Below are 26,971 nucleotides of genomic sequence, written 5' to 3' on the forward strand. Positions count from 1 at the left end.
CTAATTTTCCTCTTCGGCCACTTTTTTAGCGACTTTGTCAAGCAACGCCTGGGGCTCATCTCTGCCGTGGATCGCATACTCCACTGCCCTGTCGAGCTCGTTCCATAGCAATTGCCCGCTTGCAATCGGAGGCCGCGAATTCGAATCCGGCAAAATATCAATAAATTCTTTCATAATCGGATCATCGCCATACAGTTCTTCATTGACCGTATCAATCACCGACATTTGGTGATCCATTTCGTTGAACGTACGCTGTCCTTGTTCGCTGCCAAAATATTTCATAAATTCCCACGCCTCTTCAGCGTGTTTGGCTCCTTTCGGAATGATCAGCGACATCCCTCCTGACCAGGTCGCAAAATTGTCGCCTGTTGGCGTAGGGACAGGGGTCACCCCGTAATTTAAATCAGGATTGTATTGATTAATGGTAGAGATCGAGAACGGGCCATCGACTTTCATGCTATAAATTTCTTGAATAAAGGGGTCCATCTCATTGCTTCCTTGGGCCGTGTCAAAACTTGTGACTGTCGCTGCGTCATACTTGTCGGCAATTGAAACGAGCCATTCCAGCGCTTCGACATTTTTCGGATGATTGATCGTCAACTCGCCTGTCTCAGGTTCGTAAAAATCGCCGCCGAATGCCCACGCCCACGTGTAAAACCACCCTTGCGCCGTCCATGGCACCATACCAAGCTCCTGGACGCGCCCATCTTCAATCGTTGAGAGCTTTTCAATCGCCTCTTCTAATTCATCAATCGTTGATGGCGGATGATAAGGATCTAGCCCCACTTCCATAAAGCGGTCTTTATTGTAAAAAAGCAGCCTTGAATCGGTTGTGAGCGGCATGGCATAAATGTCGCCCTCGTAAGTCGATTCTTCAACAGCATAGTCATAATAAATCCCCATATCGTATTGATCGGCTTCAATAAAAGGCGTCAGCGGTTCAAGGGAATTCTCTGCCGCATATTGGGCGACTTTGAAACGGTCGAAATGGGCAAGATCAGGTGGATTGCCGCCAGCAATTGCTGTCAAAAGCCGCTGGTCGTCTCCTTCAGAAGAGGCGCTATAAATCGGTTGCACAAAAATGTCGTCCTGGCTTTCATTAAAGTCAGAAGCCACCTGTTCGATGGCTTCCAGTCCTTTTCCAGTATAATTGTGCCAATAAGTGACCGTCGTCCGTCCTTCGACGGTAATCACTTCTTCCTCAAGCTCTTCTGTACCCGTGTCTGTGCTGCTGCATGCCGTTTGAACAGTCGCGACTGCCGCCAAAAGACCGACCCATTTCAAGGAACGAAAACGAATAGACATGATTGGCACCTCCATTAATTGGTCGTCGCAGGTACATTGGCCTCATCAAAATAAATGGTTTTGCCTGTTTTCGCTGATTGATAAATCGCTTCCAAAATTTCACTGACAACAAGCGCTTGTTCCGCTTTCACGAGTGGCTCCGTGCCGTTGCGAATCGCCTCAATCCAAAGGCGCGCTTCCTTGTCTGCTTGGCTTTCCGCCCCGCCTTCATAATAGGCGACTCCGCCAGCGTTTAAGTCCGGCTTTGTTACGTATAGGCGGCTTAATTTTTCACCGTTAATCCGCAAGCCGTCACGCATATCTGCGCCTGCTTTCGTGCCACACAACGTCGTTTTCGCTTCATCGACATCAAGCGTATTGAGGGCCCAGCTTGCCTCTAATGTAATCGTTGCGCCATTTTCCATCGTAATAAAGGCAAATGCCGAATCTTCAACTGTAAACTCTTTTGGATCCCACGGGCCAAAAGCATTGGCCGCATTTTCTGTATTCGACAGCTTGTAGTAAACATTGCCGACAACGCTTTTAACGTTGTAGTTATTCATCGTCCATAACGTCAAATCAAGGGCATGGGTACCGATGTCAATTAACGGGCCGCCCCCTTGTTCCTCCTCGTTTAAAAAAACGCCCCAAGTCGGTACCGCACGGCGCCGCACGGCATGTGCTTTCGCAAAGTAAATGTCGCCTAGCTCGCCTTGTTCCACAAGCTCCTTTAAATAAAGGGAGTCATTGCGGTAACGGTTGTCATAGCCGATTGTCAGCTTTTTGCCTGTGCGCTTTGCTGTCTCTACCATTTGCCGTGCTTCAGCAGCCGTTTTCGCCATTGGCTTCTCGCACAGCACATGCTTGCCTGCTTCCATCGCTGCAATGCTAATCGGCGCATGGGACTTATTCGGGGTACACACATGGATGACTTCAATCGATGAATCCTTCAACAGCTCGGTGTAATCGGTATACACATTCGCGCCTTCGCTGCCGTACGTTTCCGCCGCTTTCTCTGCCCTTTCTTTAACAATGTCACAAAACGCCACCATTTCAACGCCTTTCACTTTAGCCAAACTCGGCATTTGTTTGCCATTGGCAATGCCTCCGCAGCCTATAATGCCAATTCTTACTGTCCGCTCTTCCATTTCAATCGCTCCTTTTATCGTAATGAATGCAAAAATTGGGCGCTTTCTTTAATCGAGTCAAACTCATCTTTATCAAACTGCTCTTGTTCAACCGTGTACCAGTCAACACCGTGTTGCTTTGCGGCTGCATGAATCCCGTGGAAATCCATGAGGCCGCTGCCGACTTCGACATTGCGCAATTCCTGTAGGTTGTTCATATCTTTCATATGCAAAATTTTAATCCGGTCTTTGTAACGGTGAATCCAGTCAATCGACTTCTGCCCCGTTGCTTCCAACCAAAACGTATCAAGCTCCATAAACAGATAACGTGGGTCCGCAGCGGCAAATAACAGATCAAGTCCGTATTCGCCTTCAAATTGGGTAAGTTCGATGTCATGGTTGTGATAGCCGAACGCAATATTGGCCGCTGCTGCCTTTTCGCCGATTTTCGTCAACAGCTCCCCTGTACGTTTATAAGCATCGGCGCTGTCCCGATAAGACTCAGGCAAGCCAGGGCAAATAATGTAAGGGCTTTCAATTTCGCTTGCATAAGCAATCACTTCATCCAACTGACCTGTTAGTTGTTCGATCGATATATGGCTCCCCGCCGCCACGAGTTGGTTATCTGCTAACCTCTTTTTTAACTCCTTGCTGCTTTTGCCAAAATATCCGGCAAATTCAACGCCTTCATACCCTGACCTCGCGACCTCGTCTAATGTGCCAAAAAAATCAGCCGCACACCGTTCTTTAACGGAATACAATTGCAAGCCAATTCGAGCCATGTTCGCACACCACCTTTACCGTTTTCTGAATTCTTTCAAAAAAATCGTACCATGTTCCCCTCAATTGATTATATACTAGAACTATTCAATTATATTAAATGTTTGTCATAAGGAGAGATAGCATGTTCACGCAATTAGATGCTTACAAAGAACAATTGCCAAGTGGAAATGACATTCGGGAGCCGATCCACTGCCATATGCAAACAAGCGAACCAAACCGACGGATTGCTAGTCCCCATTTCCATGACGCAATTGAACTGCTCTATTCGTTTTCAGGGCGCGCCCGTGTTTTCGTGAGCGGGCAACCGTTCCTGATGGAGAAAGGCGACTTAGTGATAATCAACTCTAACGAAGTCCATGCAATATGGGGAGAGAGCGGGGAAAAGGTCGAGTACCTTGTAATTAAATTGGATCCCGAAGTCTTGTATTCTACATCTCGCTCCATTTTTGAATCTAAGTACGTGTTTCCTTTTACGATGTCAAAGTCTAGCCCACAAACACTGCTAAAAAGCGGGGAAATGGCGAGCACTGTCATTCCAGCAACGATTGCAAAAATCAATGACGAATTTTCACACAAAGATTACGGCTATGACTTTGCGATCCGGATTCACATCTGCACGATTTTTTTAGCGGTTTTACGCCATTGGCGCCAATCAGGCATTTCTGTTGGGACGGAATCGATCAATGATAGCGATTTTCAGCTCATGCGGCAAGTGTTCCAGTTGTTAGAAAGCCACTACGCTACAGCGTTGACAGCAAAACAAGCAGCAGCTACTTGCAATTTAAGCTACAGCTATTTTTCTCGAAAAATTAAAAGCATTACCGGGCGTTCGTTCACTGAACTGCTAAACTACATTCGAATCACAGAAGCGGAGAAACTGTTAACGACGACCGATTTAAGCATTACAGAGGTAGCGGTAAGCGTCGGCTATTCGAGCACAAGCTATTTTATCCAGCATTTTAAACAAGCTAAGCACCTCTCACCTTTACGCTTTAAAAAACGTCTCCAACAAAGCGTGTTTGATAAAAATGAAACTTTTTTGTCTTGACAGCAATTCACTCACTCTCTAGTATGGACTTTAATAACTGCTGAGGAGGAGTACAATGATTCAAGTTGCATTGTTAAGCCGCTGGCATGTTCATGCCAATGATTATGCCAGCCAAGCACTGGAGAACCCTAATTTGTCTGTCGTTGCTGTCTGGGATGAAGAACGAGAACGGGGAAGGCAGTGGGCGAAGGCGTTAGAGGTTGATTTTTTTGAAGACTTAAATGAATTGCTTGCCCAAGATCAAATCGACGGGGTGATTGTCGACACGCCTACTTCTATGCACAAAGATGTGATTCTTGCTTGTGCCGCTGCAAAAAAGCACATTTTTTCTGAAAAAGTGTTAGCGCTTACAGAAGAAGACTGTATCGCTATCTTTGAAGCTGTAGATAAAAACAATGTCTCGTTAATGCTGTCATTGCCTCGTTTAAATGACCCGTCTTACATTTATGCGCAACAAGCACTTGACAACGGCTGGCTTGGCCAGTTGACGTCGATCCGTTGCCGGCTTGAACATGGCGGCGCCTTGCCAACAGACACGCATCCAGACGGGTGGCTGCCTCCTCACTTCTATGACAAAAACCAATGCGGAGGCGGCGCCTTAATTGACTTAGGCGCCCATCCGATTTATTTAACAAACCGCCTTGCTGGCAAAGCAGCGTCTGTCATGTGCGAAATGGTTTCGTTCACCGGGCGTGAAGTCGATGACCATGCCTCAGTCATCGTCCGTTATGATTCTGGCGCCAGCGGTATCATCGAAGCCGGCTTTATTGGCAGTTCCAGCCCATTTTTGCTTGAGTTGCATGGCACAGAAGGCAGTTTGCTCGTTGAAGACCACTCGGTCCGCATCCGCTCCAGCCAACTTGGCGACGGATCTTGGCAAACGCCGACACTACCAGAGCCTGGACCAAGCGCCATCGCCCAATGGGTTGCCGAAATCAAAGATGGCAAAAAGCCGCATATTACACGAGAGGATATGCTCCGCTTAACACAAATCAATCAAGCTGCGCTGCAATCGGCCACAGAAGGGCGCCGTGTTTTCTTAAAAAGCGCGCAACCCGTCTAATGTGTTTAACTTGGACAGTTTTCGGCAATACGGTTGTTGAGGTGAGTGGACATGAAAACTGATATTGTCTTTTATGACGCCCAATGCCCGTTGTGCCGAGCCATGAAAAAAGTCATTATGAAATTAGACTGGAACAGGGAACTTCGCTGGTTTCCTGTCCAGTCCGTAAGCGAAACAACACGACAAAAAGCAGCACACTATGTAGATATGTATGACGAAATCTATGTCCTGTCAAAAGAAGGCCAAGTCTGGATTGGTTTCCAAGCTATACGCCAAATCCTCTCCCGCCTGCCAGCACTAGCCTGGCTCACTCCGTTGCTTTCCTTTTCCTTGGTAGAAATAGCTGGATCGGCAACTTACCGCTTCATTTCCAGCCATCGCCATCAATGGTTTGGACGACTTTCGCTTGATCAAGCGCTGCCGAGATGAAAGGATGAGCAGAAAACGTGGTAGTGTCGGCGAGAACGTTAGTTGAATAGAGCGAAGTTCCCTTGTTTAGCGCTATTCGCCTATTTCCACCATTAAGCTGCCGACATAAACGCCTTCCCCTTTAATCGAGACATGAGGCTTGCCGTTGTTGTCCGTCTGAACCACGACAAGAACGCGGCCATCTTTGCCGATTTCTTGCCCTTGTTCGACAAGCCACTCTTGTTTGCCGCTGTAAATATACATTGTGGCGTAAGCGCCCATTACACCAGATGCCGTCCCCGTGACTGGGTCTTCGGTCGTGCCTGAATATGGGGATGAAAAGTGGCGGCCATGGAGATCGGCGTCTGGGTCTATCGTTTCCACGCAGAAGGGGTGGACTGAACAACGGGGCTTTTCTGTTAAAATCGCTGGAAATTCACGGTTTTGTGGCTTCATTTGCGAAAAAGCGTGAATGCTTTTTATCGGCACAAGAAGCGTCCAAGTGCCTGTGCTGCCATACATAATCGGCAGTTGGTCGTCCAAATCAGATGAAGACAAGCCAAGTGCTTCCGCTAGTTTAGCAGCTGAGCCATTGAAGCGTTCAAATTGAGGGGCTGCCTGTTCCATTGCAATCATTAACTGCCCTTCCTTAGTTTCCAGCTCAATGTTCAAAATGCCGGCTTTTGTTTCGAGCGTAAGTTTTGTTTGCTTATCAATCGTTCCCGCCTCGACGAGTGCTTGCAATGCGGCAACCGTACCGTGGCCGCACAAATCCATTTCATGTCCTGGCGTGAAATAGCGCAAGCGTAAATCTGCCACATCAGAGTGAAGAACAAAAGCTGTCTCGTTAAAGCCAACTTTCTTAGCAATTTCTTGCATGTTTCTTTCTGCTAACGCATCTCCTTCAAAAACAACGCCAGCTGGATTTCCTTTCCCTTTGTGTCTACTGAATGCTTCATAATGCCATACTTGTACCTGTTTCATCTTTCTTCCTCCCGCTACCTAAGAAACCCTCCCCCTATTTAGCGGGAAGGGGTTTTTTCGAAAATCTATGTTTGTTGCATATTGCAAGCGAGCTTCAGCCGTTGGCTTTTTGTCGCTTTCAAACAATGCCTGAACACGGAGAGAACCTCATTGGCTCTTATGTGAAGAGCGCGGTTTCAATCGCCGTTTGCAGCTCGAATGCACCGTCAGAGTTGTTCGAACATACAACGAGTACATGCCCTGTTTCAGGGTAACAAGCCATTCGGAAATTGACTCCTGGATCATAGCCCATAAAGATATGTTTGTATACGCGGCCAGCTTCGCCCTTCATGTATCCGCCATAGCCGTAAAAAAGATCATCTTCGACTTGTACATGGGGCGCTAATAGCGACGCGACCATTTCCTTAGACATTAGCTTGCCTGCGCTTAACTCTTGCCACAGCCTCGCCATTTCTGGTGCTGTCACAAAAGCGCCCCCGTCGGCGCCTCCTTTAGCCGGAACAGAAAATACATTTGTGCGCCATTTGCCATTTTCTTCGTCAATGTAACCAAGCGCAGCGCCTTCTGGCAAAGCATCCATTTCGAAAAAACCGGATCTTGGCATGCCTGCTTTTTGAAAAATCGCCTTTTCCACATAGTCGCTAAAGGAAAGCCCGCTTGCCTGTTCAACGACAAGGCCAAGAACAATGTAGCCAGAATTGTTGTACCGGAATGTCGTTCCTGGCTTCTCTTTCATTTCTTGTTGTTGGAAAAGCGGCAAAAAGTCTTTCCCCTTCCTCATCTGGTAAACAGGCGTTTGCTGCCAAAGCTCCTCGTAGTCGTCCATGACCTCTTCATCAAAATAATCCGCAATGCCAGAAGTATGAGTTAACAGCTGGTGCACCGTTATTTCAGGGTCTATCGCTAAAAAATCGATTTCTAAACAATCAGCCAATTTCGCATGCAACGATAACTTTCCTGAGTCCGCTAGTTGGCAAATCGCCATCGCCGTTAGCAACTTTGTGCCTGATGCAATGCCATAGCGTGTATTTGTTTGGTTCGGGATTCGTTCGGCTCGGTTGGCAAAGCCAAAACTGTCTGTGACGATACCTTCTGGAGTCACTACATAATACGTGCCAGCAAACGTTTCCGCTTTTGCCGTTTCTTTCGCTACTTGTTTGATCGTTTCCATCATATTCATGTCCTCCTAAATGATCTTAATTGATGTTGTCAACAAATGTGATCATTTAGGGTTAGGTTCATTTCAGTCTTACGCTTAAGTATAGCATTAAAAGCTCCCTCCTTTGCTCAAGTGTAACATATCCGTTGAGCTAATTGGTTGTCTTTTCTTTCAAACCATTAAGGACCCATTTTCGTCGTTTGGTATTTCTTTTGAAACTTTTTGCAAGGGGACCATCTTCCTTTTCTGCTTCCGAAAATCCTTCTATCTTTTAGAAAGGTTCTTAATCCTTTTCATAGAGTGTGATATGATAAAACGGTAAAAATTACTATCTTCTCTATAAAAGGGCGATTCCATGTCATTTTTCCTACTCGTTGCCGTATCTTATGCATGTGGCTGTATAAACGGGGCTTACTATATCGGACATATGAAATACAAACAAGATATTCGCACTTTGGGGAGCACGAACGCTGGGGCTCGAAATGCTGGACGTATTTTTGGAAAAAAAGCGTTTATTGGCACAGTCGTCATCGATGCGTTCAAAACAATCATTCCATTGGCCATAGGGCGAATATGGCTAGACGTTTCTGAGATCGTTATTGGTGCAATGGCTTTGGCCATACTCATTGGCCATATTTGGCCGCTGCAGTTGCAGCGCTCAGGTGGAAAAGGAGTCGTCGTTTATTTGGCGGCTGCGCTTGTGCTTGCCCCCCTTGCTTTAGTCGTATGCGGCCTAGCACTTGCTGTTTTGCGCGCTTGCAAACGATCGTTTACGGAGGCGGGCTTCATTGCCATTTGTACAATCCCACTCACATTGCTTTGCCAAACTGCATACAGCCTTGCTGGCTTGTTTGCGCTTTTGCTCATGATTGTGCTAGTTGCTCACAGAAAGGGGCATTGAGATGGACACATCTGCCATTACATACAAGATTGCTGATTTAGATGAAGAATTCGATCAAATTCATACGCTAAATTACGACACATTTGTCGAAGAGATCCCACAGCATCGCCCAAATACAGATAAGAGGCTCATTGACCGCTTTAATGACGAAAACATTTATATAATTGCCAAGCGCGGCCAAGAAATTATCGGCATGATTTCCGTTCGGGACACGCGCCCATTTTCGTTAGACAGTAAATTAGAGAACCTTGACTCTTACATAAACAGCGATGAAAAGCTATGCGAAATTAGGCTGCTTTCCATTAAACAAGCATACCGCAAAGGGGTTGTTTTTTACCGCCTCTGCGAGCAACTCGTTTCTTATTGTCTAAAACAAGGATATACGATGGCCCTTATCTCAGGAACAACACGGCAATTAAAGCTTTATAAGCGGATTGGTTTTGTGCCGTTTGGACCCCTTGTCGGGTCTGGGGAAGCCCGTTACCAACCGATGTATTTAACAGAAGAAAATTTTAAAGCTTCAACCAAAGCGTTTCAAAAGTTAATGGAACGGCAGCAAGCGCCTATCCAGCAGTTGTTTTTGCCGGGGCCCGTCACACAACTGAAAGCCGTGCAAGAGGCTTGGGCAAAGGCTCCTGTATCCCACCGGGCCGAAGAATTCCATCACGCGATGGCACAAACGAAAGAAAAGTTGCTCCAGCTAACAAATGGCCGTTATGTGGAACTTGCGGTCGGGACAGGGACACTTGCCAATGAGATGGTAGCAGCTCAACTGTCAACGCTACATCAAAAAGGTGTCATTCTCACAAGCGGTGAATTTGGCGAGCGATTAGTCAAACAAGCAGAGCGGTGGGGATTATCATTTGACCAATTGGCCCATTCCCAAACTGGCCCGGTCCCTTACGAAAACATTGAGAAATGGCTAGAGGCCGATTCTGAGATTGGCTGGCTTTGGACTGTCCATTGTGAAACGTCGACGGGCCGCCTTTATGCTCTTGACCGCCTTAAAGAGATTTGCGGCAAACATGGCGTTCGTTTATGCCTTGACGCATGCAGCAGCATCGGCTCTGTCCCAGTTGACTTATCTGGCGTCTGGCTTGCTAGTTCAGTCAGCGGCAAAGGATTGGCAGCTTATCCCGGACTTGCCCTTGTCTTCCATGACGAGCCAGCTTTCGCCAATGATTCGTTGCCTGCCTACCTTGACATTGGCACATATGAACAAGCAGAAAGTGTACCGTTTACCCATTGTTCAAATGGCTTGTATGCATTAAATGAAGCACTAAACCATCCGGCTCCGCCATATGTTTCTTTATGTGAGTCCATATTGGCTATACTAGAAGCGAATGGCTTTACAGTAGTGCGCGGCGAGTCTTTTTCTCCTGCTATCATTACAGTTGATCTTTCTGGCCACTTGTCTGCAAGGGCATTTGGCGACCGTCTCAAACAACACGGCATTCATGTCAGTTATGAAAGCGCCTATTTACTTGAACGCAATTGGTTCCAGCTAGCATTAATGGGCCACATCGACGCTCGCCTTGCCAAAAAAGCAGTTCAAACCATTACTACCATTTATGCAAAAATGAAACAAGAACAGGCGGTCCGCAGTTATGAATGAACTTAAACATTTTTTAGCAAAACATCTTATTCCTTTAGGTGTTGTTGCACTTTGGTTGAAAACCGTGATTGTGTCGGCAACGGCTTTTTCGTTGCCTATCCAAAATGGCGCCGACGTCTTTTTGTTGCTGATCGGCCCTCTCGGTTCGCTTATGCTCTTGCTTGGCTTTAGTTTTTACTTTAGCAAGCATGTTCGCCCGCTCGTGTTTTTGCTTGTTTATCTCTTATGCACAGCGTTGTTGTTTGGGACGCTTTTATACTACCGGTTTTACATTGATTTTCTGACCGTGTCCGTCTTCCTGCAATTCAGCAATGTGGGTGGACTCGGATCCAGTACAGCCGAGCTCGTTTCACCTTATGATTTGTTATTGCTCATCGACTTATTTGTCGTTGCTTGGTTCACCATTAGTGCCAAAATAGAACGACGCTCAATCGAGCGCCCACGCGGAAAAGGATTTGCCTGGTCAGGATTGGTGGCGCTCGTGGTGGCACTAGGTGTCAGCCATATTCAAAATCCGTATTTGCTTAAGACCGACTACGCTAGAGATGAACTTGTCGCGTCTCTTGGCCTTTATAATTATCAATTGGTCAATCTCGCTCAAGGCATTAGTGCGCCGCTGAAAGAATCGTGGGCCAACGAAGCAACCGCTTCTGACATAAAAGCGGAAATGCAGGAAAAACCTTCTCCTGACGTGGATGTTTTTGGGCTCGCCCAAGGAAAAAATATCGTAATGATTAGCCTTGAGTCCACGCAAAATTTCGTTATCGGGCAAACGGTAAATGGCGAAGAACTGACGCCGTTCTTAAACCAATTGATTGAAGAGAGCTTTTATTTTCCAAACATTTATGACCAAACCGCACAAGGCAAGTCATCGGATATGGAGTTTATGCTCGATACCGGCTTTTACCCGCTTTCCAGTGGCTCGGCCTTTGTGCGCCGTTATGAAAATACATTTCGCTCCCTTCCTCAGATCTTGAAAGAACAAGGGTATACATCGGCCGCTTTCCACGCCAATGACGCGACTTTTTGGAACCGTGAAGCGATGTATGAAACGCTAGGATATGACGAGTTTTTCTCAAAAGACGATTATGAGGTAACAGATGAGTTGAGTGTCAACTATGGGCTGAAAGACAAACCCTTTTTTGCCCAATCGATTGACCATCTTAACACGTTGGAATCGCCATATATGGCTAAATTTATCCCTTTGACGAACCATTTCCCGTTCTTGCTTGAACAAGAGGACCAATCAATTGATCCTGCTGATACAGGAGTCGATGTCGTCAATCGCTATGTGACGACCATTCGCTATCAAGATGAAGCGATTGAGCAATTTTTTGCCGATCTCAAAAAAGAAGGCCATTATGAAGATACCATCTTCTTGTTATACGGCGACCATTACGGGATTTCCCGCCAATATGAAAGCGGCGTTCACACATTGCTTGACCAAGAAGAAAACACACTAACTCATTTGGACTTGCAAAAAGTACCACTCATTATCCATATTCCTGGGCAAACTGGACAAACGATTGAAACCGAAGGTGGACAAATCGATATTCATGCGACACTGCTTCAACTCTTAGGCCTTTCTGCCAATGAAAACTTAACGTTTAGCTACGACTTGTTCACCCGCCCTAGCGACGTGCCGATTATCTTTCGCGATGGCCGATTTGTGTCTGAGGAGTATTTGTATGCAGACCATACTTGTTATGACCGTAAAACCGAACAGCCTGTAGAGGAAACATACTGTGCCAAAGATCAAGAAATTGTCCGAGAGCAGTTGTCGCTCTCTGATGAAATTTTACTTGGCGATCTACTCCGCTTTCTTGACTAATTATTATACACGGCCATTGGCCGTGTTTTTTCTATCTTCACTCCACAAAAAAAGCCCGCTTGCTTAGCGGGCTAAAGGTGCTCTATATGAATCACTTCCCATAAGTTTCCGTCTGGATCTGAAAAAACAAATGAGTAACACCATTCATCGCGCTGGAGCGGGTGAATGAAGTGTGCAGAGGTTGCGGCGACATTGGCAAAAGCAGCATCGACTTCTTCATCTGACTCGCAGGCCATCGTTAAAATCGTGCTATTGTTCGCTTTTTCGGTTATGCCGTAAATTCGGGAAACTTCCGATCTAAGCATGAGGACAAGGCCTAGGCCATCTTTTACTTTGAGCGCCACATGCGTAGTATCTGGCTGAATTGTCTTTTTTACTGGTTGAAACGGCAATGCCTTTTCATAAAAACTTAGTGCCCGTTTTAAGTTGCAGACAGGCAATGTAATCATTCGCAATGATGGTTCCATGGGCACTCTTCCCTTTCCTTTATTTTTTCATTCTGCCCGATACGCGCTGTTTTACCCATAAAAAGCGTATTTTTAGCCAACTTCCTGCGCTTTCTTTCTATGAATCTGTTTATTTTTTCTACTAGATGGCTAGACTGCTAAGGCAGGGTGACTTAGAAAGGAGGTATTTTTTATGAAATGCAATCAAATGACACTTTGTCTTTTCTTTTTTATCGTATTCGCGCTTTCTTCAGTTGTGATTTCTGAAGATGTGCATGCAATAGCAGCAAAAACAGGAGAAGTCGATACACAAACTTCTTTAAATGTCCGTAGCGGACCGAGCACGAGCCACGAAGTTGTCGGATCGCTGACACCTGGCGAACAAGTGGCGTATACCGACAACGGCGATGGCTGGGGCGAGCTAGTCGACGGCAGTGGTTATATCAGCCTTCATTATATTACCAATCACGATGGAGAACCTGTCGACCGGAGCAGCGCCAAACATGACAGTGTCCCGTTAAACAATGAACGGATTGTGTTGGACCCTGGGCACGGGGGGAAAGATAGCGGAGCTGTAGCGAACGGTTTAATGGAAAAAGAAATTGTATTGGATATCGGTAAACGAACACGTGATATTTTAGAAAATGCTGGCTTTGCCGTATTGATGACACGAGACGAAGATGTATTTGTCAGCTTAGAAGAGAGAACAGCAATGGCAAACGCTTGGGGAGCTGACCAGTTTATTAGCATACATGCAAATGGGTTCTCTAACCCAGCTGCAAATGGTGTCGAAACTTATTATTTCCCGGGAAGTGCAGCAGGCAAGCATATGGCCGCTAATGTCCAAAACCAATTAGTTGAACACACAGATCGAACCGACCGTGGCATTTTTGAGGAAAGCTTTTATGTCATTAGCCATACAACCATGCCAGCTATTCTGGTGGAAACAGGGTTTGTGTCGAATGCTGACGACGCGAGCCAACTTGCGGATGCCAATTATCGACAAACAGTGGCAGAAGCGATTGCGAACAGCGTTATCGATGGCTAGTACCCGTATACTGCTGTGTCGGCGACAATAACAATCAACGGACTACTCAGTGCAGTGTGTCATCGTTGTCGTCGACTTCATCGGACAAATGCGTCCTATTAACATTGTTGAAAGTATCCCAATAGGCCAGGAAGTAAATATTCATATCATCATATTCATCAAGAATCTTAAAACTTGGTAGGTTAAAGCATATTGGGAGTCATTATTTCATTTCCTTTATGGTATCAATTATTTTCCAATAAGAATTTAGGAATTGCTGTTAAACCATTCATAGTTAGGAAAACAGTCCACAATTGTTTAGTATTTCCTCTGCACTTAGTAAGGTAGCTTCTCCTATCCCCACATTATTGGCTTTCATGAAGGACTGTACTGCTTGGTATCCTACTGCATATCCCGCAAATGGTGATAACCCAACAGGTTGATACCCCTGTTCTTTTGCAATGGTGTCGCCAAACATATAACTGCTGACCTCTGCAAATCCTTTAACAGTTAATGCATCTTTTATTATTTCAGTTGAGTATTCTAAGTCCTCTTTATCAAAAGAAGTAACCCAAGGACCTAAAAGGTCTTCTCCATAAAGCTCTTTTGCAAATGACTCTGCTAAACCCTCTATAATTAGGTAATCTCCAACTGTAACGTTCCCATGATCCCAATCAAAATAAGAAAAACGGAGATTATGATGAAATTCATGGGCAATCACAGCAGGGATTTTAGGAACATTATAGGAGCTAGGGAAAATTGAGACTTGAATAAATCCTGGAATTCCCCCAAAGCCACAATAACCTTTTTGTAATTCGAGCTTTTTCGGATCAGCTATATACATTCCAAATTTCAATTCGTCAGTAGTTATTTTTAACTTATTCTCCTGTATAAACTCTACACAGTGATTCAAGGTATCATATGCCGTTTGAAGAGCTTGAACCTCCCTTAAATGCTCTAACGCGCCCTTTCCCATTTCGGTTTCCGTTATATCAAGATACCCAAGCATTTTTGTAGCCATGATTACGTCATATCCATTTGGTTGATTGGCTTTTAAAGGAACATTAATGGCATTCCACATTTTTTCGAAAGGCGCCATCATGGAGTATCGAAAGTAGTTTTCTTTTTCTTCCTTCATAGAGAACAACTTTTCATATTGCTCGATTGTATTTTCAATGACTATTTTCATTGCTACCACCTTTGTTATTTTTGATTATCTAAATAGACGTTCATTGCTCGCTCGTAAAATGAGCTAATCGATAACTATATTGATCAATGTTTTTGGTAAATCGTTCATATAGAGTTGACCCAATCCACAAAAGGCATCAGGGTTTCATTTAAAAAGTCATGCCATTCTTGAATGGTTGTTTGTCCTTCTTTAGACTTGGGAGATTTACGAAGGATTCCCAAGTTTACCAAAAATGTTTTCCCACTTTTCAGATAAATATTTATGTTCATCTTTAGTCATGCTCTCTAATTTAGACTTCATTTTGTTGACAGGTTGATCTCCTCAACAGTTGCCGACCTCTTTCTCCTCAAACCATAGGTTTAATCGTTTTTTCATATCCACCTTTTTTGCACCTCCTTCAGCTGCTACTATAAAGCATTACGCAACGTAAACGTCAATCGTTAACGCATATTATTTTTATATAAATGGGGTTTAGACAAGTTTTGAATGAGGAGAGGTTTCTATCGGATTTCATCCTGTCATCCGGTTTATGGTTAATATTAGGTAATTCTATACGATAATCGAATACCGATAAATAAAAAAGCCCAAATGGGCTTTTTTCACCTACCGCTCTTGTAGACGGGCGATTCGGTCATTTAAATCAGGGTGTGTTGAAAATAGTTTTAGCATGGAGTTACCGCCACTAATTTTCATCGTCTGTACAGCTGTATCATCTGTGTGGTCATTGGCTTTCGCTCGGTCCACATAATTTTTTAGCGCCTGTAAGGCATGAACCATTTTATCTTTCCCAGCCAAATCAGCGCCGCCTCTGTCTGCGTGATATTCACGATAACGTGAGTATGCGTTGACAACAAGGCTGCCAAGGATAGAGAACAAGATTTGCAATATAATAATGGCCAGGAATTGCACAATAAACTGAAGTTCAGGCTTCACAAACCGTGAGACAACGATCGCTAAAACACGGGACAAAAAGACAACAAATGTGTTCACAATCCCTTGCAGCAACGTCATCGTCACCATATCTCCATTGGCGACGTGGGCGACTTCATGGGCGATGACCCCTTCGACTGCATCGTCATCCATCACGTCTAACAAGCCAGTGGATACGGCGACAAGAGAACGTTTTTTAGATGGGCCTGTTGCAAAAGCATTGACTTCCGCCGATTGGTAAATCCCGACTTCCGGCATATGTGTCAGCCCTGCCGCCCTCGACAAACGGTGCACTTTTTCAACAATCGCTTTCTGTTCAGCATTGAGCGGCCCATCTGGATCAAGCACCTGGACTTTCATCATTTTTTTCGCAATCCAGCGCGACATCGCTAGCGAAATAAACGAGCCTGAGAACCCGACAATGAGACTAAAGATTAGGATCGGAACAAATTGAATTGCGCCACTGCTGCTTACAAACGAACCGTCTATGCCTGTAAACGATGTAACCAACGTCCAAACGACCATAATTGTCGTCAAGACCAAGATATTTGTCCCGATAAACAAAAGGATACGTTTCCCCATTCTACCCCTCCAACATTAAAATTCATTTGACCTTTTTAGTGTACCAGTGATTGTAAGCAAACTAAAGAGCCAATTAGGCGTTTTTTTGCGCTGTGCTCCTTTTTCTGAGCATTTCTCCCACCTACTCGTCTTTGATTTTTAAGCCAAGCAATTTCGCAAATCCAACTGCTTGCGCTTTTGAGATGGTAAGGCCATCCAGTTGCGCAAGAGACGTTTGAATGCGGTTGTATGTACACGTACTTATGTCCAACCCGTCTAACAGTGTTTGCCCAAAATGAATGTCGTCAATACTGCATTCATTCAGTTCGACTGGCTTTAACAGGCAATCGGAAAAGTTGGCCGCTTCCAGGGAACACTGGCGAAAAGCGACATGTTTTAAACGGGCTTCAACAAAATCTGTTAAATTTACTAAGCAATCTTGAAACGCCACATGGCCAAGATTCGCTTCAGAAAAGGCTGCCCCAGTCAATTTGCAGCCTATAAATTGGACACGATGAAAAATTGCCCCATGAAACGTACAATTGGAAAAATCACACCGTTCGAACACAACATCTGTAAAATCGGCTTTTGGGAAAGCACTATGTAAAAATTTGCTTTGCTTAACGATCGATTTCGAAACGGTTAGTTTCTCTACGTGCAAAGCAGCCTTTTCTTCCCCATTAAAGGCCCTATTCATTAAAAACGGTTCTTCTTCTTCAAGTTGTGTTGCAAAGTCACTTTCCTCAAACTGCACCGGCAAAGTCGGCGCTTTTAACTTCATTGGCATTTTGCTCACTCCTTTTTGCGTAGCTGGGAATTAAGCTCCTACGGGCCTTGTACTAAATTCGACATTTTGGCTACCATCTCCTTATGTTCTGTTCAGCATATCATAAATAGAACGTTCGTTCCGTGAATACACCATCGACTTTTTCGGCAAAGCGCTTCAAAAAAGCGGGCACCCGTTCCCCGAATCCCCGCTTGCTTCTATAAGTTACTCTTTTACAGCCCCACTTGATATTCCTGCAATGAAGTACCGTTGCAAAAACAAGAACATGATAAAAATCGGCAAAACAGAAATAGTAGCGGCGAGCATAAGTTGGCCATAATCCAAGTTGTCTTGTCCGCCTAAAATCGACAAGACGATTGGTAGCGTATACATATCTTCAGTGACAATGACGACTAAAGGCCACAGAAAGTTGTTCCATTGATGGGTGAACAAGAAAATACCTACAGCGCCAATGGCAGGCAACATCGTCGGCAACGCGATTTGGAAAAACATCCGGTACTCGCCGCACCCGTCGATTCGTGCCGATTCCAGTACCGAATCAGGGATCGACTTCATGCTTTGCCGCATTAAAAAGATCGCAAACGGATAGGCAAGCTGGGGCAGGATGATCGCGCTATAGGAATTAAGGATACCCATTCGCGCAAACAGCTCGAATTGCGGGATGATCAATGCTTGATACGGAATCATCATTGATACAAGAAACATCGAAAATATAGCATTCTTGCCTTTAAATTCATATTTGGCAAATGCATACCCTGCCGCTGCACTAAACAGCCCAGCGATAACTGTAAATGTGACCGTTATGAAAATCGAGTTCCACAAGGCTCGGAACATATCGATGTTGTTTAAGAGATTGCGTGCGTTTTCTAGCAAATGTGTCCCTGGTATCACGTTCGGTGGCACCGATAGCAATGCCCCAGATGAATTGGTCGCTCCTACAACCATCCAGTAGAATGGTCCAAGCGTAATAAACAAGCCAGCTGCCAGCACTACATATTTGCCTAGTTTTCCGATCCATTTCATTCACGATCACCTGCCACTTTAAACTGGATGAAGGACAAGAAGGCAATAATAATGACAATGACGTAGGCAATTGCTGATGCATAGCCAAAGTCAAAATACTCAAAGCCATTTTCGTATAAATACATCGTCACCGTCATCGTTGCATTTATCGGACCGCCTCCAGTCAAAATAAACACTTCATCAAACAGTTGGAATGTTCCGATCGTCGACATGACAAAAGCAAACAAAAGCACCGGTTTCAATTGGGGAACGGTAATCGAGAAGAACTTTTTTATGGTGCTTGCCCCATCTATTTCGGCGGCTTCATACAGGTCTTTCGGAATGACTTGCAGCCCAGCAAGAATAATTACCATATTATAACCGGTCCACCGCCAAAGAATCGTAAGAATGACAGATACTTTGGCCCAAAACGGATCGTTTAGCCAAGGGATCCGCTCTATACCGACACTTGTTAGCACATAGTTGATGATGCCGAAGTCTTGGTTTAAAATCAGCAGAAAAATAACCGCTGTCGCTACTAACGATGTGACTGTCGGCGTAAAAAACGCTACGCGGAGAGGCCCTTTAAAACGGCGGATACCACTGTGGAGCACGTTCGCCAGTATAACGGCCATACAAATCATTACAGGCACTTGTACAAGCAAAATAATAAACGTATTAAAAAGCGCTTCATAAAACAAACTATCTTGGAACAAGCGAATGTAATTGCTAAGACCAGCAAACGTGTTAACGCCGTTCTCGTTTACCGTAAAACTGAGCACAAACGAGTAAATAACCGGGTAGCCGGTAAAGATGATAAACAAAATCGCAGCGGGCGCAATGAAAACATAAGGCGCTAGTCCTGTTGATGCCTTTTTCCCTTTTATGTGCTTTGTTCCTTTTGACAATGCTGGATTACTCATTGCTAGCCCCCCGTCCTGTGCTGGCTTCAAGCCTGTTGGCTGCTGTCTCAAGCGCTTCCTCAACAGGCACATCTTGGAGGACGACACGCCCGATCGCATCGTTATACGTTTCCCTGGCACGTAAAAAGTCGCTTGTAAAATTGACAACAGGCAAATCAACCGCCTCTTCCGCAAAAATCGAAAAGATTTTTTGCCCACCGTAAAACGGGATGCCCTCATCCAGTTCAGGCCGCTCAATCGCATCTATTAAGGCAGGATAAGCTCCGTATTCCATTGCGCCATAAAGCTGATTTTCGACATCGACAGAAGCAAATTCGCCAAATAAATAGGCCGCCTCTTTGTTGCTTGACACCGATGTGATCGCCAAGTTGGAACCACCGTCATTAGCAGCGGTCAAACCATCTTCTACAAAAGCAGGCATTTTCATGACCCGCCATAACCCTTCTTGCTCAGGCATTTGAGCCTCAATGATTCCCTTTTGCCAAGAACCACTTATGACCGAAGCGACCGCGTCGTTTTTAATGGCTGCGTTAATTTCTTCTGCTGTAGCAGCATGAAGCAAAATACCTGCGTCGTCCATTTTTTTGAGCATTTCCATTGAGCGGTGCGCCGCCTCGGTATTGGCAGCAACATTGCCTTCTAAGTCAAAATAGAACAGTTCATGCTGCTGGAGCATCGCACGGTAAAACGACGTGTCGTGATTAAGCTGGATGCCTGTCATCAGCGTCCCCGTTTGTTCACGCATGGTCACGCCCGCTTCTACATAATCATTCCATGTTTTTATGTCGGCTGGGTCAATGCCTGCTTCTTCAAACAAATCAGCGCGATAAAAGACAGCCATCGGTCCTATATCCCGGGGAAACGCCATGACGCCGTCATCCTCGTTCATTAATGGCGCGATTTTTCCTTCAACAAATTTATCGCGATGTTCATCAAAGCCCATTTCTGATAAATCGACAAAACTTTCACGAAACCGGTCCATATACAAATCAATGCGCTGGTTTTCGACCTGGACCAAGTCAGGCAATTGGCTTTCTATTCCTGCAGCCAGCCCTGTCGTCAGCCGTTGGTAAACTTGGTCAGCGCTCAACTTTAACACATTTACCTTAATATCAGGATACTTTTCTTCAAAAGCTGGGACGATATCTTTTAAATATTCCGCTTCTAAATTCCAAGCCCAGACAGTGATTTCTTCTGAAGGCTTATCCACCGCCTGGTCTGTCTCCTGACTGCATCCTCCTAGAGCAATCAGTAAAGCCATTCCTAGCGGCATGACTATTCTCTGCATGGCGTCCACTCCTTTTTGGTAAATAATAAGAAAGTTGCACCACGATGATAACGCTTTCAATTATGGCCGTCAAATGTTGTCCTTTTTTAAAAAGGAATTAAGCATCCGTTATGAAGCCTCCAGTGCCTGAAACGATGGCGCTTACCTAATGCTTTGCAAAAGCAAAATTTGGATGCTATAAATGATGTAGCAGATAACGGGCAGCCATCCCGACTAGGACGCCAGCCACGACTGCAAGCAAAAAGCGCTTCCTCAATTGAAGAACAACGGCACAAGCAATACAACCAAATAGCATTGGATAAGACAGGCTCATCCGTCCGACTTCTGAGGAAACGATTTGGTTGGCAATTAACGCTGCCATCATCGCAATAGGGACATAACGAAAAAACGTTTGTAATTTTGGCGGCAACGGACGCTTGGCCATCAGTTCGATGCCAGCAATGCGAGACAGATAAGTAATGACAGCGATTCCTATAATTAACGGCCAGTTATTGTCCATCGCTCTTCCTCCCCCCAGCCATTAGCCCTGCGAGGGGAGCGAGCATGCCCGCCGCAATCACGATTAGTTCTTCGCGGAAGCCAGAATAGTGGAACAGCAGGCAAATGCCAATCGCCGCAAGGGCTGTGGCAATCGCTGGACGGCCCTTTAACGAAGGGACAAGCAATGCTGTAAACGTTACAGGAAAAACGAAATCGAGCCCCCAGGTGAGTGGATCGACTTGGGCGCCGAGAAGTGCGCCAGCCAAAGAAGCAAATACCCAAGACAAGTAAAAGCAAACAAACACGATCGCAAAATAAAAAGGGTCCGGCCCATGTTTTTGTTCCCTGGCGCTTGCAAGCACAAACGGTTCGTCTGACACACCAAAAGCAAGAGCAAAGCGCCATTTTCCTGCTAATGATACCGTGTTGGCTAAGGCAGCGCCATATAACAAATTGCGTAGATTTAATAGCAACACTGCAGCTAGTATGCTGATCGCACTTGCGCCGCCTGTCATCATACCAGCTGTTACTAGTTGCGCCGATCCGGAAAAAACAAACATCGACATCGTCACTGTTTGCCCGAATGTAAACCCACCTTGCGTAGCAAGCACTCCATAAGAAATGCCGTACGCAGCAATTGCAAGCGCAAGAGGAAACGCTTCGGTGATCGCTGCTTGCGTTATTTGTTTTCGGCCAACCATTGTCACACCCCCATGTATATTTAAAATTACAATATGGTATATTATAATATACCATATTATTCATTCGTTATCTATTACATGTTTGAGAAAGGAGTGATCCAATTGGCGAAAGAAGAGCTTGCCGAAAATCAAGAAGCCGGCAAACAAATTGGGAAAAACCTACGGCAATTGCGGACAAGCAAAGGAATAAGCATCGAGGCACTTGCCAAACAAATTGGTGTTAGCAAACTGACATTGCTAAAAATTGAACAAGGGGAAGGCAACCCGACTCTATCTGTCATTTGGAAAATCGCCAACGGCCTTCATATTCCGATTACTGCCTTGCTCTCATTTGAAGCTGATGTGGCTATCGCTCGGGCCAACAAGGCGATGAAACTCTCCAGCTCAAATGACGAGTTCATCGTTGAGCCGTTGTTTCGCTCACAAGGGCTGATGGAATGCTATCGTGGTTATTTGCAGCCTCAATGCCGCTATGAATCAGAAGCGCACCGCCTTGGCGTAGTCGAAACGGTAACGGTTATGGCTGGACAACTGACGATTGAAGTCGAGGGGGAAAGCCACCATTTGTCAGCCTATGACTCGATCCATTTCAAAGGCGACCGCCCTCATGCTTACATCAATCTAGGAAAAGAGACAGCTGTGCTCCATTTTCTCATTTCTTACTCCCTTCTTTAACGCCAAAAGCTGGCCATCAATCATCTGGCCAGCTTCAGGTTAGTTGCATATGCATGAACACTCCATAAAAAAAGAGCACTAAATCTCCAAATCGGCGCTCTCCCATTTATACACATATAAGCGCAGAAGTTTGCCGGCAATGGCAATTGAAGTCGTTGCATGCCATTTCGCGTTGAGTTTTTCATAAAAACGGCAAGCATCATTTTCGGCAAGGACTTCCACATATATCGTTTCACAGCCTTTTGCCTTCAATCGGCTGAAAAGCAGCCTAACTAACTGCCGACCAATCCCTTTCCCGCAGTCTTTTTTCAACAAATAAATCGCCTTCAATTCCCCGACAAGAGGGCGTTTGTCTTCCTGTATCGCGCCACTAACAAAACCAACGATCTTACCCTCGTTATTTTCCACCACTAAAATATCTTGCCTTGGATCAGCAACAAGCTCTTTCCATCCTTTTTCCCTTGATTCGTACGTGAGGCTTTCTAAGAACTGATCTGGAATGATGCCTTTATACGTTTCTTGCCAACTGTCTACATGGACTTTGGCGATTCCTTCTATATCGTTTTTACAAGCAGCACGAATTTGCATAGTTCCTCCTTTTTAAGTTTTGCTACAGACAAAGCTTGCCTCATGGGCACCGTGCATGAATCGGCATAGAGACATCGAAACAATCTTTACAGCGAGTTTTCTCGTATCGCGGCTTATACTTTAGGCATCTTTTTTCTTAATTGGGCCCTTCTCTTTCTTAAAAGCTTTCGTTCACTAATTGTCTTAACACTTTGTTAATGGTAAAATAGGAGAGGAACACGGCTATGAGAAAAGGGGTTCCATTATGTCTGAAGATTTAGCAGCACGTTTTCTCGCCTTAAAACAGGATTTTGAAAAACGCCTATGCCGCGAATTGACCGCACAAGAAAGCATATTGCTCCAAGAAATGATGGCGAAAGAGGAAAAGAAAGAGATGCCTTATTCCTCCCAGTTTTGCCCATGAATTCATCACTTGAACATGTAATCGTATACGCGTTTTCACAATGGTGGCAGGCAAGACAGCTTTATCGCCTTCCTCTGCACCGTTTATCTTTCACAACGCGACTAAACGATAGCCCTGACGTGTCTCGCCTTTTTGAGAAAGCGTTTCCAACTACCATATATGTTTCCTCGTTGTCGTCCATTCTTTATCGATGCCGCCCAGCCTTGCTTCTTTTCATGATAGCATAGGTTTTATTTTTAAAAAGCCGGGAATACTAAAACCGTACTGCTAATGATTGGAGTGAATCGCATGAGTATTATTTGGAACTTAATTGTCGGTGGTTTAATTGGCTGGGCAGCTGGAGCCATTACAGGAAGAGACATACCATTCGGTATTATCGGCAACATTATTGCCGGCTTTATTGGCGCAAATATCGGAGCTGCCATTTTTGGTAGTTGGGGCCCTACGCTTGGCAACTTTGCGATTTTGCCAGCGTTATTAGGCGCTATCATCTTAGTGGCGATTGTTAGTCTTATCCTTCGCCTCTTCAGAAAATAAAGACAAGATCAAACGCGGTGAACGCCAAGTGTGTTCACCGCGTTTTTTTCAATTAGCGAAAGTCGGACGTTCAATCTGGATGAAAACGGGTATGGATCTATATGAAAGGAGGACTGTCTATGTTTGGCTTGTCCGACTTCCTGCAACTTTTGATGTCGGTGCTGATCATTTTGCCTCTGGCGACCATTATTCGTGAATCAGGCTATTACCTCGTAGCCATTCTCCTTGGCGCTACCAAGAAAAAACTAGTCATTGGTAACGGCCCTAAACTTTTTTCCTTGTCTACGATTGAAGTCCGCCGCTATTTTTTCATGTACAGTTGGATGGAGTACGACGAACTAAAAACAAACAGACGTTTTTGGCATGGCTTTATGTATGCGTCGCCAATCCTGACATGTATCATAGTTGGCTTTTCAATCAATGCCTTTATTGCTGCTGAGGTTTTGCCAAACAATATGTTTTTCCAAACATTTTTATTCTACATTTTCTATTTTGTCTTTTTCGATGTGATCCCTGTTTATTTGCCTGATGGGCAACCGACCAATGGGCGTGCCATTTTCGATTTACTCTATTATGGTGAACGCTCTGATTATTTAAAGGAACGGGAGCAGACGAACAGACAGCAAAGCAACAGGAAGGGATCAAAAGAAGGGAAAGGGACCGGGTAAAGCCGAGCACCGATGCCAATCCCCCAGCAAAGATTTTTATAGCGAAACCGAACAAAAGCAACGGCAACCAGTGTTTTTAAAAAGAGAAAGGAACGTGTTGTTCGGCGCCAGTCTCCATGTTTTTAAGCTTATAACGGCCCGAAGCCACTTCCTCTTCTCCAATAAGAATCACAAATGGAATCTTTTCTTTGTTTGCTCTATCCAGCGCTTTAGTAAGTTTTTTGTTTTTGAACTCTACGTCTACACGAAAGCCTTGTTTCCGCAACGAAGAAGCGACAGCAAGCGCTTCTTTTTGTTTCTGCAATGGAATAACGTAGTAATCGAGTAACGGCTTTTGGTTAATACGCCCCTCCATCTTTAAAGCTGTGTAAATGACATCAATGCCAAACGAGATCCCGACTGTCGGCATAGGCTGTTCCTCGCCAGTTAAACCGCTGATCGCTTGGTCATAACGGCCGCCGCTGCCCACACTTGATTGGATCGCCCCCTCTGTCAAAAACAATTCATATACAGTGCCTGTATAAATTTCAAGGCCTCTAGCTAAAAAAGGATTAAACGTACATTGGCTATCAATGTTTAAGTAGCGAAGCGCTTCTTCTAACTCTTGCAGCTCCGCTATCCCTTCAGCCATTATCGGTGTAGTGGGACGGTCAGTGGCAAAATCGACAATTCCACTTTGGCTCATTTGCTTTAACCATTGTGCAATTTTGCTAATCGCTTTCCCGTCAACGCCCATTTCCTTTAATTCGTTTACCACTTGTTTATCACCGATTTTTTCTCGTTTATCAAGTATCAATATAACAGCACTATGTTGATCTTTGCTAACTCCGCAAATGTCCAACATCCCTGTCAGCAGCTTGCGATTATTGTACTGGATGGTCATGTTTAGCCCGATCCGCCGGAACACTTCGGTCGCCATCTCTAATAGTTCTGCTTCTGCCAATGGAGAATCGACACCAGCTACGTCAACATCGCACTGAGTAAACTCACGGAAACGCCCTGCTTTAATCGGGCCATCTCGAAACACTTTGCCGATCTCGTAGCGTTTAAACGGCTTGCGAATGTCCGGATTCATCGCCATAACTTTTGCAAACGGAATTGTTAAATCATAGCGGAGCGCCAATGCTCGTTTGCCGCGATCTGTCAACGTATACATTTCTTTTTTAATTTCTGCCCCTCCGCCGTATTTTGAAGCAAGCAAGTCGGTATAATTGATCATTGGCGTTTCCATTGGCTTGCATCCATACTGCTGAAACACTTCTTCCAGCTCTCTGCGCAGCCAAACACGGACACTTTCATCCTCAGGCAAATAATCCTGTGTGCCACGTACATTTTGATAATCCCATTTCTTCATTTAATTTGCCTCCTTTTTTTAAAACAAAAAAACCGCATGGGATCCAACTTTCAAAACGAATCCATGCGGTTATGCAAAATAGCCTTCCTATGTATGATTTTTTAAAAATCAACTAGCAAGGCTAATTCATATGATGTTGTTTGTTTTGATTAGCGACAGTGGAAAACATACGGCATCTCTCCTAGTACAAACACACTAACATAAATACACGTTGCTGAAAAGACCTTTCTTAGCCGTTTCCATCCCATTCTGCATAAAAGCGTTTTAAAAACTGTTCCATAAACGCGTGCCGTGATTCAGCCAGTTTCTTACCTGTATGTGTATTCATTCGGTCTTTCAACAAAAGCAGTTTTTCATAAAAATGGTGAATGGCTGATCCCTGTCCACTCCGATATTCGGCTTTCGTCATCTCTGTCCGCACGTTTGCTTTTGGGTCATATAGAACATGCCCTTTTGCGCCTGCATATTGGAACGTACGGGCAATGCCGATTGCACCAATCGCATCAAGGCGGTCTGCATCTTGGACGACTTTTGCTTCTAACGTACGCAACGGCTTGCCTTTGCTAAAAGAAATCGTCTCAATGATTTCAATAATATGAGCTGAATCGGCTTTTTCCACTGACCTATCTACAAGCCAGTTATTGATTTCCTGTATGCCTTCCTCTTCACTCGCCACAAGTTTGTCGTCTGCTAAATCATGAAGCAGTGCTGCCATTTCTACCACAAACAGGTCAGCGCCCTCTTCTGCGGCAATCGCTTTAGCCATTTCTGTGACGCGCTCAATATGGTACCAATCATGGCCCGTTGACTCTGTTAATAATTGGTCCCTCACCCAATCAGCCGTTGATTTAACTGTTTGCTTTTTTTCCTGTTCCCCCATAATGGCCTCCTCATGGATGTAGCACAATTTTTCCTATTTTATCAAGTAACCGAATCTTTTACTAGCTACCACCCGTAACTAAGTCAACTGTGTTTTATGAGGAGGCGAAACAATGACAATTCCATGGTGGATACTCATCCCCCTTGCCGCAATTTTAGTACCAGTCATTACCAAGTATCTTGAGAGCCGCTCTCGTTTACGAGAACTAGAAATGCGCCAAGGCTTTGGCCCAGAAATTGAAGATATCGACAAAAAACTGGATCAAGTGTTGGCCAAACTAGACCGATTGGAAAAACAAGATGACGAGAAACAATAACGACATGTAGGCA

The 26,971-nt window shown here is 44.9% G+C and carries 29 protein-coding genes; 12 read left to right on the forward strand and 17 right to left on the reverse strand.

What is annotated here, in order from left to right:
- Genes V5G21_RS05015 through V5G21_RS05025 form a run of 3 tightly spaced genes read right to left on the reverse strand, consistent with a single transcriptional unit; the run spans position 1 to position 3,193 of the window.
- The gene (locus V5G21_RS05015) at positions 1-1,305 is read right to left on the reverse strand and encodes an ABC transporter substrate-binding protein (protein ID WP_095236639.1); all 1,305 of its coding nucleotides are present in this window, start codon (positions 1,303-1,305) and stop codon (positions 1-3) included.
- A 14-nt stretch (positions 1,306-1,319) separates the two neighbouring features.
- Positions 1,320-2,432: a Gfo/Idh/MocA family protein gene (locus V5G21_RS05020; RefSeq protein WP_011248124.1), complete on the reverse strand. Its 1,113-nt coding sequence runs from the start codon at positions 2,430-2,432 to the stop codon at positions 1,320-1,322.
- 14 nt (positions 2,433-2,446) lie between these two features.
- Positions 2,447-3,193 (reverse strand): sugar phosphate isomerase/epimerase family protein, encoded by a 747-nt coding sequence (locus V5G21_RS05025; protein ID WP_095236638.1) that lies wholly within the window; start codon positions 3,191-3,193, stop codon positions 2,447-2,449.
- A gap of 122 nt (positions 3,194-3,315) precedes the next feature.
- Between V5G21_RS05025 and V5G21_RS05030 the strand changes: the two genes are divergently transcribed.
- From V5G21_RS05030 to V5G21_RS05040, 3 genes are read left to right on the forward strand one after another with little or no spacing between them, the layout of a single operon-like run.
- Positions 3,316-4,242, forward strand: a complete 927-nt coding sequence (locus V5G21_RS05030) for a helix-turn-helix domain-containing protein (protein ID WP_011248126.1) — start codon at positions 3,316-3,318, stop codon at positions 4,240-4,242.
- Positions 4,243-4,297: 55 nt separating this feature from the next.
- Positions 4,298-5,305 carry a Gfo/Idh/MocA family protein gene (locus V5G21_RS05035; RefSeq protein WP_095236637.1) on the forward strand — a complete coding sequence of 336 codons (1,008 nt, stop codon included), beginning with the start codon at positions 4,298-4,300 and terminating at the stop codon, positions 5,303-5,305.
- Positions 5,306-5,356: 51 nt separating this feature from the next.
- Positions 5,357-5,734, forward strand: coding sequence for a thiol-disulfide oxidoreductase DCC family protein (locus V5G21_RS05040; protein ID WP_095236636.1), 378 nt, complete (start codon positions 5,357-5,359; stop codon positions 5,732-5,734).
- A 72-nt stretch (positions 5,735-5,806) separates the two neighbouring features.
- On the opposite strand, the gene V5G21_RS05045 is transcribed toward V5G21_RS05040, so the two are convergent.
- Together V5G21_RS05045 and V5G21_RS05050 are read right to left on the reverse strand one after the other, a co-directional pair.
- Positions 5,807-6,697 (reverse strand): PhzF family phenazine biosynthesis isomerase, encoded by an 891-nt coding sequence (locus V5G21_RS05045; RefSeq protein ID WP_011248129.1) that lies wholly within the window; start codon positions 6,695-6,697, stop codon positions 5,807-5,809.
- 157 nt (positions 6,698-6,854) lie between these two features.
- The gene (locus V5G21_RS05050) at positions 6,855-7,871 is read right to left on the reverse strand and encodes a serine hydrolase domain-containing protein (RefSeq protein WP_244835512.1); all 1,017 of its coding nucleotides are present in this window, start codon (positions 7,869-7,871) and stop codon (positions 6,855-6,857) included.
- A gap of 340 nt (positions 7,872-8,211) precedes the next feature.
- On the opposite strand from V5G21_RS05050, the gene V5G21_RS05055 reads away from it, so the two are divergent.
- Genes V5G21_RS05055 through V5G21_RS05065 form a run of 3 tightly spaced genes read left to right on the forward strand, consistent with a single transcriptional unit; the run spans position 8,212 to position 12,203 of the window.
- Positions 8,212-8,757, forward strand: a complete 546-nt coding sequence (locus V5G21_RS05055) for a glycerol-3-phosphate acyltransferase (RefSeq protein WP_011248130.1) — start codon at positions 8,212-8,214, stop codon at positions 8,755-8,757.
- 1 nt (position 8,758) lies between these two features.
- Positions 8,759-10,372, forward strand: a complete 1,614-nt coding sequence (locus tag V5G21_RS05060) for an aminotransferase class V-fold PLP-dependent enzyme (RefSeq protein WP_095236634.1) — start codon at positions 8,759-8,761, stop codon at positions 10,370-10,372.
- Positions 10,365-12,203, forward strand: a complete 1,839-nt coding sequence (locus V5G21_RS05065; RefSeq protein WP_095236633.1) for an LTA synthase family protein — start codon at positions 10,365-10,367, stop codon at positions 12,201-12,203. The genes V5G21_RS05060 and V5G21_RS05065 overlap by 8 nt, the downstream gene beginning before the upstream one ends.
- A gap of 71 nt (positions 12,204-12,274) precedes the next feature.
- On the opposite strand, the gene V5G21_RS05070 is transcribed toward V5G21_RS05065, so the two are convergent.
- Positions 12,275-12,670 carry a VOC family protein gene (locus tag V5G21_RS05070; RefSeq protein ID WP_095236632.1) on the reverse strand — a complete coding sequence of 132 codons (396 nt, stop codon included), beginning with the start codon at positions 12,668-12,670 and terminating at the stop codon, positions 12,275-12,277.
- Between the two features lie 172 nt (positions 12,671-12,842).
- Between V5G21_RS05070 and V5G21_RS05075 the strand changes: the two genes are divergently transcribed.
- Complete coding sequence (locus V5G21_RS05075; RefSeq protein WP_095236631.1) at positions 12,843-13,697, forward strand: N-acetylmuramoyl-L-alanine amidase; 855 nt, start codon at positions 12,843-12,845, stop codon at positions 13,695-13,697.
- 274 nt (positions 13,698-13,971) lie between these two features.
- Here the strand turns inward: V5G21_RS05075 and V5G21_RS05080 are convergent, their stop codons facing one another.
- From V5G21_RS05080 to V5G21_RS05115, 8 genes are all read right to left on the reverse strand, one after another.
- Positions 13,972-14,865, reverse strand: coding sequence for a DUF2268 domain-containing protein (locus V5G21_RS05080; RefSeq protein WP_095254931.1), 894 nt, complete (start codon positions 14,863-14,865; stop codon positions 13,972-13,974).
- Positions 14,866-15,468: 603 nt separating this feature from the next.
- Complete coding sequence (gene htpX, locus V5G21_RS05085; protein WP_035202996.1) at positions 15,469-16,377, reverse strand: protease HtpX; 909 nt, start codon at positions 16,375-16,377, stop codon at positions 15,469-15,471.
- Positions 16,378-16,498: 121 nt separating this feature from the next.
- Complete coding sequence (locus V5G21_RS05090) at positions 16,499-17,143, reverse strand: pentapeptide repeat-containing protein (RefSeq protein ID WP_035202998.1); 645 nt, start codon at positions 17,141-17,143, stop codon at positions 16,499-16,501.
- 204 nt (positions 17,144-17,347) lie between these two features.
- Complete coding sequence (locus V5G21_RS05095; protein ID WP_095316262.1) at positions 17,348-18,166, reverse strand: carbohydrate ABC transporter permease; 819 nt, start codon at positions 18,164-18,166, stop codon at positions 17,348-17,350.
- Complete coding sequence (locus V5G21_RS05100; RefSeq protein ID WP_035203001.1) at positions 18,163-19,068, reverse strand: carbohydrate ABC transporter permease; 906 nt, start codon at positions 19,066-19,068, stop codon at positions 18,163-18,165. Before V5G21_RS05100 ends, V5G21_RS05095 begins: the two co-directional genes overlap by 4 nt.
- On the reverse strand, positions 19,061-20,356 hold the full coding sequence (locus V5G21_RS05105) for an ABC transporter substrate-binding protein (RefSeq protein ID WP_338465294.1): 1,296 nt from the start codon (positions 20,354-20,356) through the stop codon (positions 19,061-19,063). The genes V5G21_RS05100 and V5G21_RS05105 overlap by 8 nt, the downstream gene beginning before the upstream one ends.
- Before the next feature lie 175 nt (positions 20,357-20,531).
- Positions 20,532-20,855: an AzlD domain-containing protein gene (locus V5G21_RS05110; RefSeq protein ID WP_011248141.1), complete on the reverse strand. Its 324-nt coding sequence runs from the start codon at positions 20,853-20,855 to the stop codon at positions 20,532-20,534.
- The gene (locus tag V5G21_RS05115) at positions 20,845-21,537 is read right to left on the reverse strand and encodes an AzlC family ABC transporter permease (RefSeq protein WP_338465295.1); all 693 of its coding nucleotides are present in this window, start codon (positions 21,535-21,537) and stop codon (positions 20,845-20,847) included. The genes V5G21_RS05110 and V5G21_RS05115 overlap by 11 nt, the downstream gene beginning before the upstream one ends.
- Positions 21,538-21,630: 93 nt before the next feature.
- Between V5G21_RS05115 and V5G21_RS05120 the strand changes: the two genes are divergently transcribed.
- Positions 21,631-22,212 carry an XRE family transcriptional regulator gene (locus V5G21_RS05120; protein ID WP_338465296.1) on the forward strand — a complete coding sequence of 194 codons (582 nt, stop codon included), beginning with the start codon at positions 21,631-21,633 and terminating at the stop codon, positions 22,210-22,212.
- Positions 22,213-22,290: 78 nt separating this feature from the next.
- Here V5G21_RS05120 and V5G21_RS05125 read toward each other — a convergent pair whose 3' ends face one another.
- Positions 22,291-22,800, reverse strand: coding sequence for a GNAT family N-acetyltransferase (locus V5G21_RS05125; RefSeq protein WP_095254934.1), 510 nt, complete (start codon positions 22,798-22,800; stop codon positions 22,291-22,293).
- Positions 22,801-23,044: 244 nt separating this feature from the next.
- On the opposite strand from V5G21_RS05125, the gene V5G21_RS05130 reads away from it, so the two are divergent.
- From V5G21_RS05130 to V5G21_RS05140, 3 genes are all read left to right on the forward strand, one after another.
- Entirely contained in the window at positions 23,045-23,203 is a 159-nt protein-coding gene (locus V5G21_RS05130) for a hypothetical protein (RefSeq protein WP_011248146.1), read from the forward strand.
- A 288-nt stretch (positions 23,204-23,491) separates the two neighbouring features.
- Positions 23,492-23,740: a GlsB/YeaQ/YmgE family stress response membrane protein gene (locus V5G21_RS05135; RefSeq protein WP_011248147.1), complete on the forward strand. Its 249-nt coding sequence runs from the start codon at positions 23,492-23,494 to the stop codon at positions 23,738-23,740.
- Between the two features lie 119 nt (positions 23,741-23,859).
- Entirely contained in the window at positions 23,860-24,408 is a 549-nt protein-coding gene (locus V5G21_RS05140; RefSeq protein ID WP_011248148.1) for a hypothetical protein, read from the forward strand.
- Positions 24,409-24,484: 76 nt separating this feature from the next.
- On the opposite strand, the gene V5G21_RS05145 is transcribed toward V5G21_RS05140, so the two are convergent.
- Both V5G21_RS05145 and V5G21_RS05150 read right to left on the reverse strand, forming a co-directional pair.
- Complete coding sequence (locus V5G21_RS05145; RefSeq protein ID WP_011248149.1) at positions 24,485-25,762, reverse strand: histidine--tRNA ligase; 1,278 nt, start codon at positions 25,760-25,762, stop codon at positions 24,485-24,487.
- Between the two features lie 229 nt (positions 25,763-25,991).
- On the reverse strand, positions 25,992-26,642 hold the full coding sequence (locus V5G21_RS05150; protein ID WP_011248150.1) for an HD domain-containing protein: 651 nt from the start codon (positions 26,640-26,642) through the stop codon (positions 25,992-25,994).
- 112 nt (positions 26,643-26,754) lie between these two features.
- Between V5G21_RS05150 and V5G21_RS05155 the strand changes: the two genes are divergently transcribed.
- On the forward strand, positions 26,755-26,958 hold the full coding sequence (locus tag V5G21_RS05155; RefSeq protein WP_011248151.1) for a hypothetical protein: 204 nt from the start codon (positions 26,755-26,757) through the stop codon (positions 26,956-26,958).
- The last annotated feature ends 13 nt before the right edge of the window (positions 26,959-26,971 follow it).

The sequence above is a fragment of the Shouchella rhizosphaerae genome, assembly GCF_036700015.1.
In the GTDB taxonomy this organism is placed as follows: domain Bacteria; phylum Bacillota; class Bacilli; order Bacillales; family Bacillaceae_D; genus Shouchella; species Shouchella rhizosphaerae.

Coding starts and splice junctions, on each gene's coding strand:
- V5G21_RS05125 (WP_095254934.1), bottom strand. CDS start 22,800: ATGCAAATTCGTGCTGCTTGTAAAAACGATATAGAAGGAATCGCCAAA.
- V5G21_RS05030 (WP_011248126.1), top strand. CDS start 3,316: ATGTTCACGCAATTAGATGCTTACAAAGAACAATTGCCAAGTGGAAAT.
- V5G21_RS05135 (WP_011248147.1), top strand. CDS start 23,492: ATGAGTATTATTTGGAACTTAATTGTCGGTGGTTTAATTGGCTGGGCA.
- V5G21_RS05055 (WP_011248130.1), top strand. CDS start 8,212: ATGTCATTTTTCCTACTCGTTGCCGTATCTTATGCATGTGGCTGTATA.
- V5G21_RS05040 (WP_095236636.1), top strand. CDS start 5,357: ATGAAAACTGATATTGTCTTTTATGACGCCCAATGCCCGTTGTGCCGA.
- V5G21_RS05060 (WP_095236634.1), top strand. CDS start 8,759: ATGGACACATCTGCCATTACATACAAGATTGCTGATTTAGATGAAGAA.
- V5G21_RS05105 (WP_338465294.1), bottom strand. CDS start 20,356: ATGCAGAGAATAGTCATGCCGCTAGGAATGGCTTTACTGATTGCTCTA.
- V5G21_RS05080 (WP_095254931.1), bottom strand. CDS start 14,865: ATGAAAATAGTCATTGAAAATACAATCGAGCAATATGAAAAGTTGTTC.
- V5G21_RS05100 (WP_035203001.1), bottom strand. CDS start 19,068: ATGAGTAATCCAGCATTGTCAAAAGGAACAAAGCACATAAAAGGGAAA.
- V5G21_RS05095 (WP_095316262.1), bottom strand. CDS start 18,166: ATGAAATGGATCGGAAAACTAGGCAAATATGTAGTGCTGGCAGCTGGC.
- V5G21_RS05130 (WP_011248146.1), top strand. CDS start 23,045: ATGTCTGAAGATTTAGCAGCACGTTTTCTCGCCTTAAAACAGGATTTT.
- V5G21_RS05015 (WP_095236639.1), bottom strand. CDS start 1,305: ATGTCTATTCGTTTTCGTTCCTTGAAATGGGTCGGTCTTTTGGCGGCA.
- V5G21_RS05155 (WP_011248151.1), top strand. CDS start 26,755: ATGACAATTCCATGGTGGATACTCATCCCCCTTGCCGCAATTTTAGTA.
- V5G21_RS05145 (WP_011248149.1), bottom strand. CDS start 25,762: ATGAAGAAATGGGATTATCAAAATGTACGTGGCACACAGGATTATTTG.
- htpX (WP_035202996.1), bottom strand. CDS start 16,377: ATGGGGAAACGTATCCTTTTGTTTATCGGGACAAATATCTTGGTCTTG.
- V5G21_RS05110 (WP_011248141.1), bottom strand. CDS start 20,855: ATGGACAATAACTGGCCGTTAATTATAGGAATCGCTGTCATTACTTAT.
- V5G21_RS05035 (WP_095236637.1), top strand. CDS start 4,298: ATGATTCAAGTTGCATTGTTAAGCCGCTGGCATGTTCATGCCAATGAT.
- V5G21_RS05140 (WP_011248148.1), top strand. CDS start 23,860: ATGTTTGGCTTGTCCGACTTCCTGCAACTTTTGATGTCGGTGCTGATC.
- V5G21_RS05090 (WP_035202998.1), bottom strand. CDS start 17,143: ATGCCAATGAAGTTAAAAGCGCCGACTTTGCCGGTGCAGTTTGAGGAA.
- V5G21_RS05045 (WP_011248129.1), bottom strand. CDS start 6,697: ATGAAACAGGTACAAGTATGGCATTATGAAGCATTCAGTAGACACAAA.
- V5G21_RS05065 (WP_095236633.1), top strand. CDS start 10,365: ATGAATGAACTTAAACATTTTTTAGCAAAACATCTTATTCCTTTAGGT.
- V5G21_RS05025 (WP_095236638.1), bottom strand. CDS start 3,193: ATGGCTCGAATTGGCTTGCAATTGTATTCCGTTAAAGAACGGTGTGCG.
- V5G21_RS05075 (WP_095236631.1), top strand. CDS start 12,843: ATGAAATGCAATCAAATGACACTTTGTCTTTTCTTTTTTATCGTATTC.
- V5G21_RS05115 (WP_338465295.1), bottom strand. CDS start 21,537: ATGGTTGGCCGAAAACAAATAACGCAAGCAGCGATCACCGAAGCGTTT.
- V5G21_RS05050 (WP_244835512.1), bottom strand. CDS start 7,871: ATGATGGAAACGATCAAACAAGTAGCGAAAGAAACGGCAAAAGCGGAA.
- V5G21_RS05020 (WP_011248124.1), bottom strand. CDS start 2,432: ATGGAAGAGCGGACAGTAAGAATTGGCATTATAGGCTGCGGAGGCATT.
- V5G21_RS05070 (WP_095236632.1), bottom strand. CDS start 12,670: ATGGAACCATCATTGCGAATGATTACATTGCCTGTCTGCAACTTAAAA.
- V5G21_RS05150 (WP_011248150.1), bottom strand. CDS start 26,642: ATGGGGGAACAGGAAAAAAAGCAAACAGTTAAATCAACGGCTGATTGG.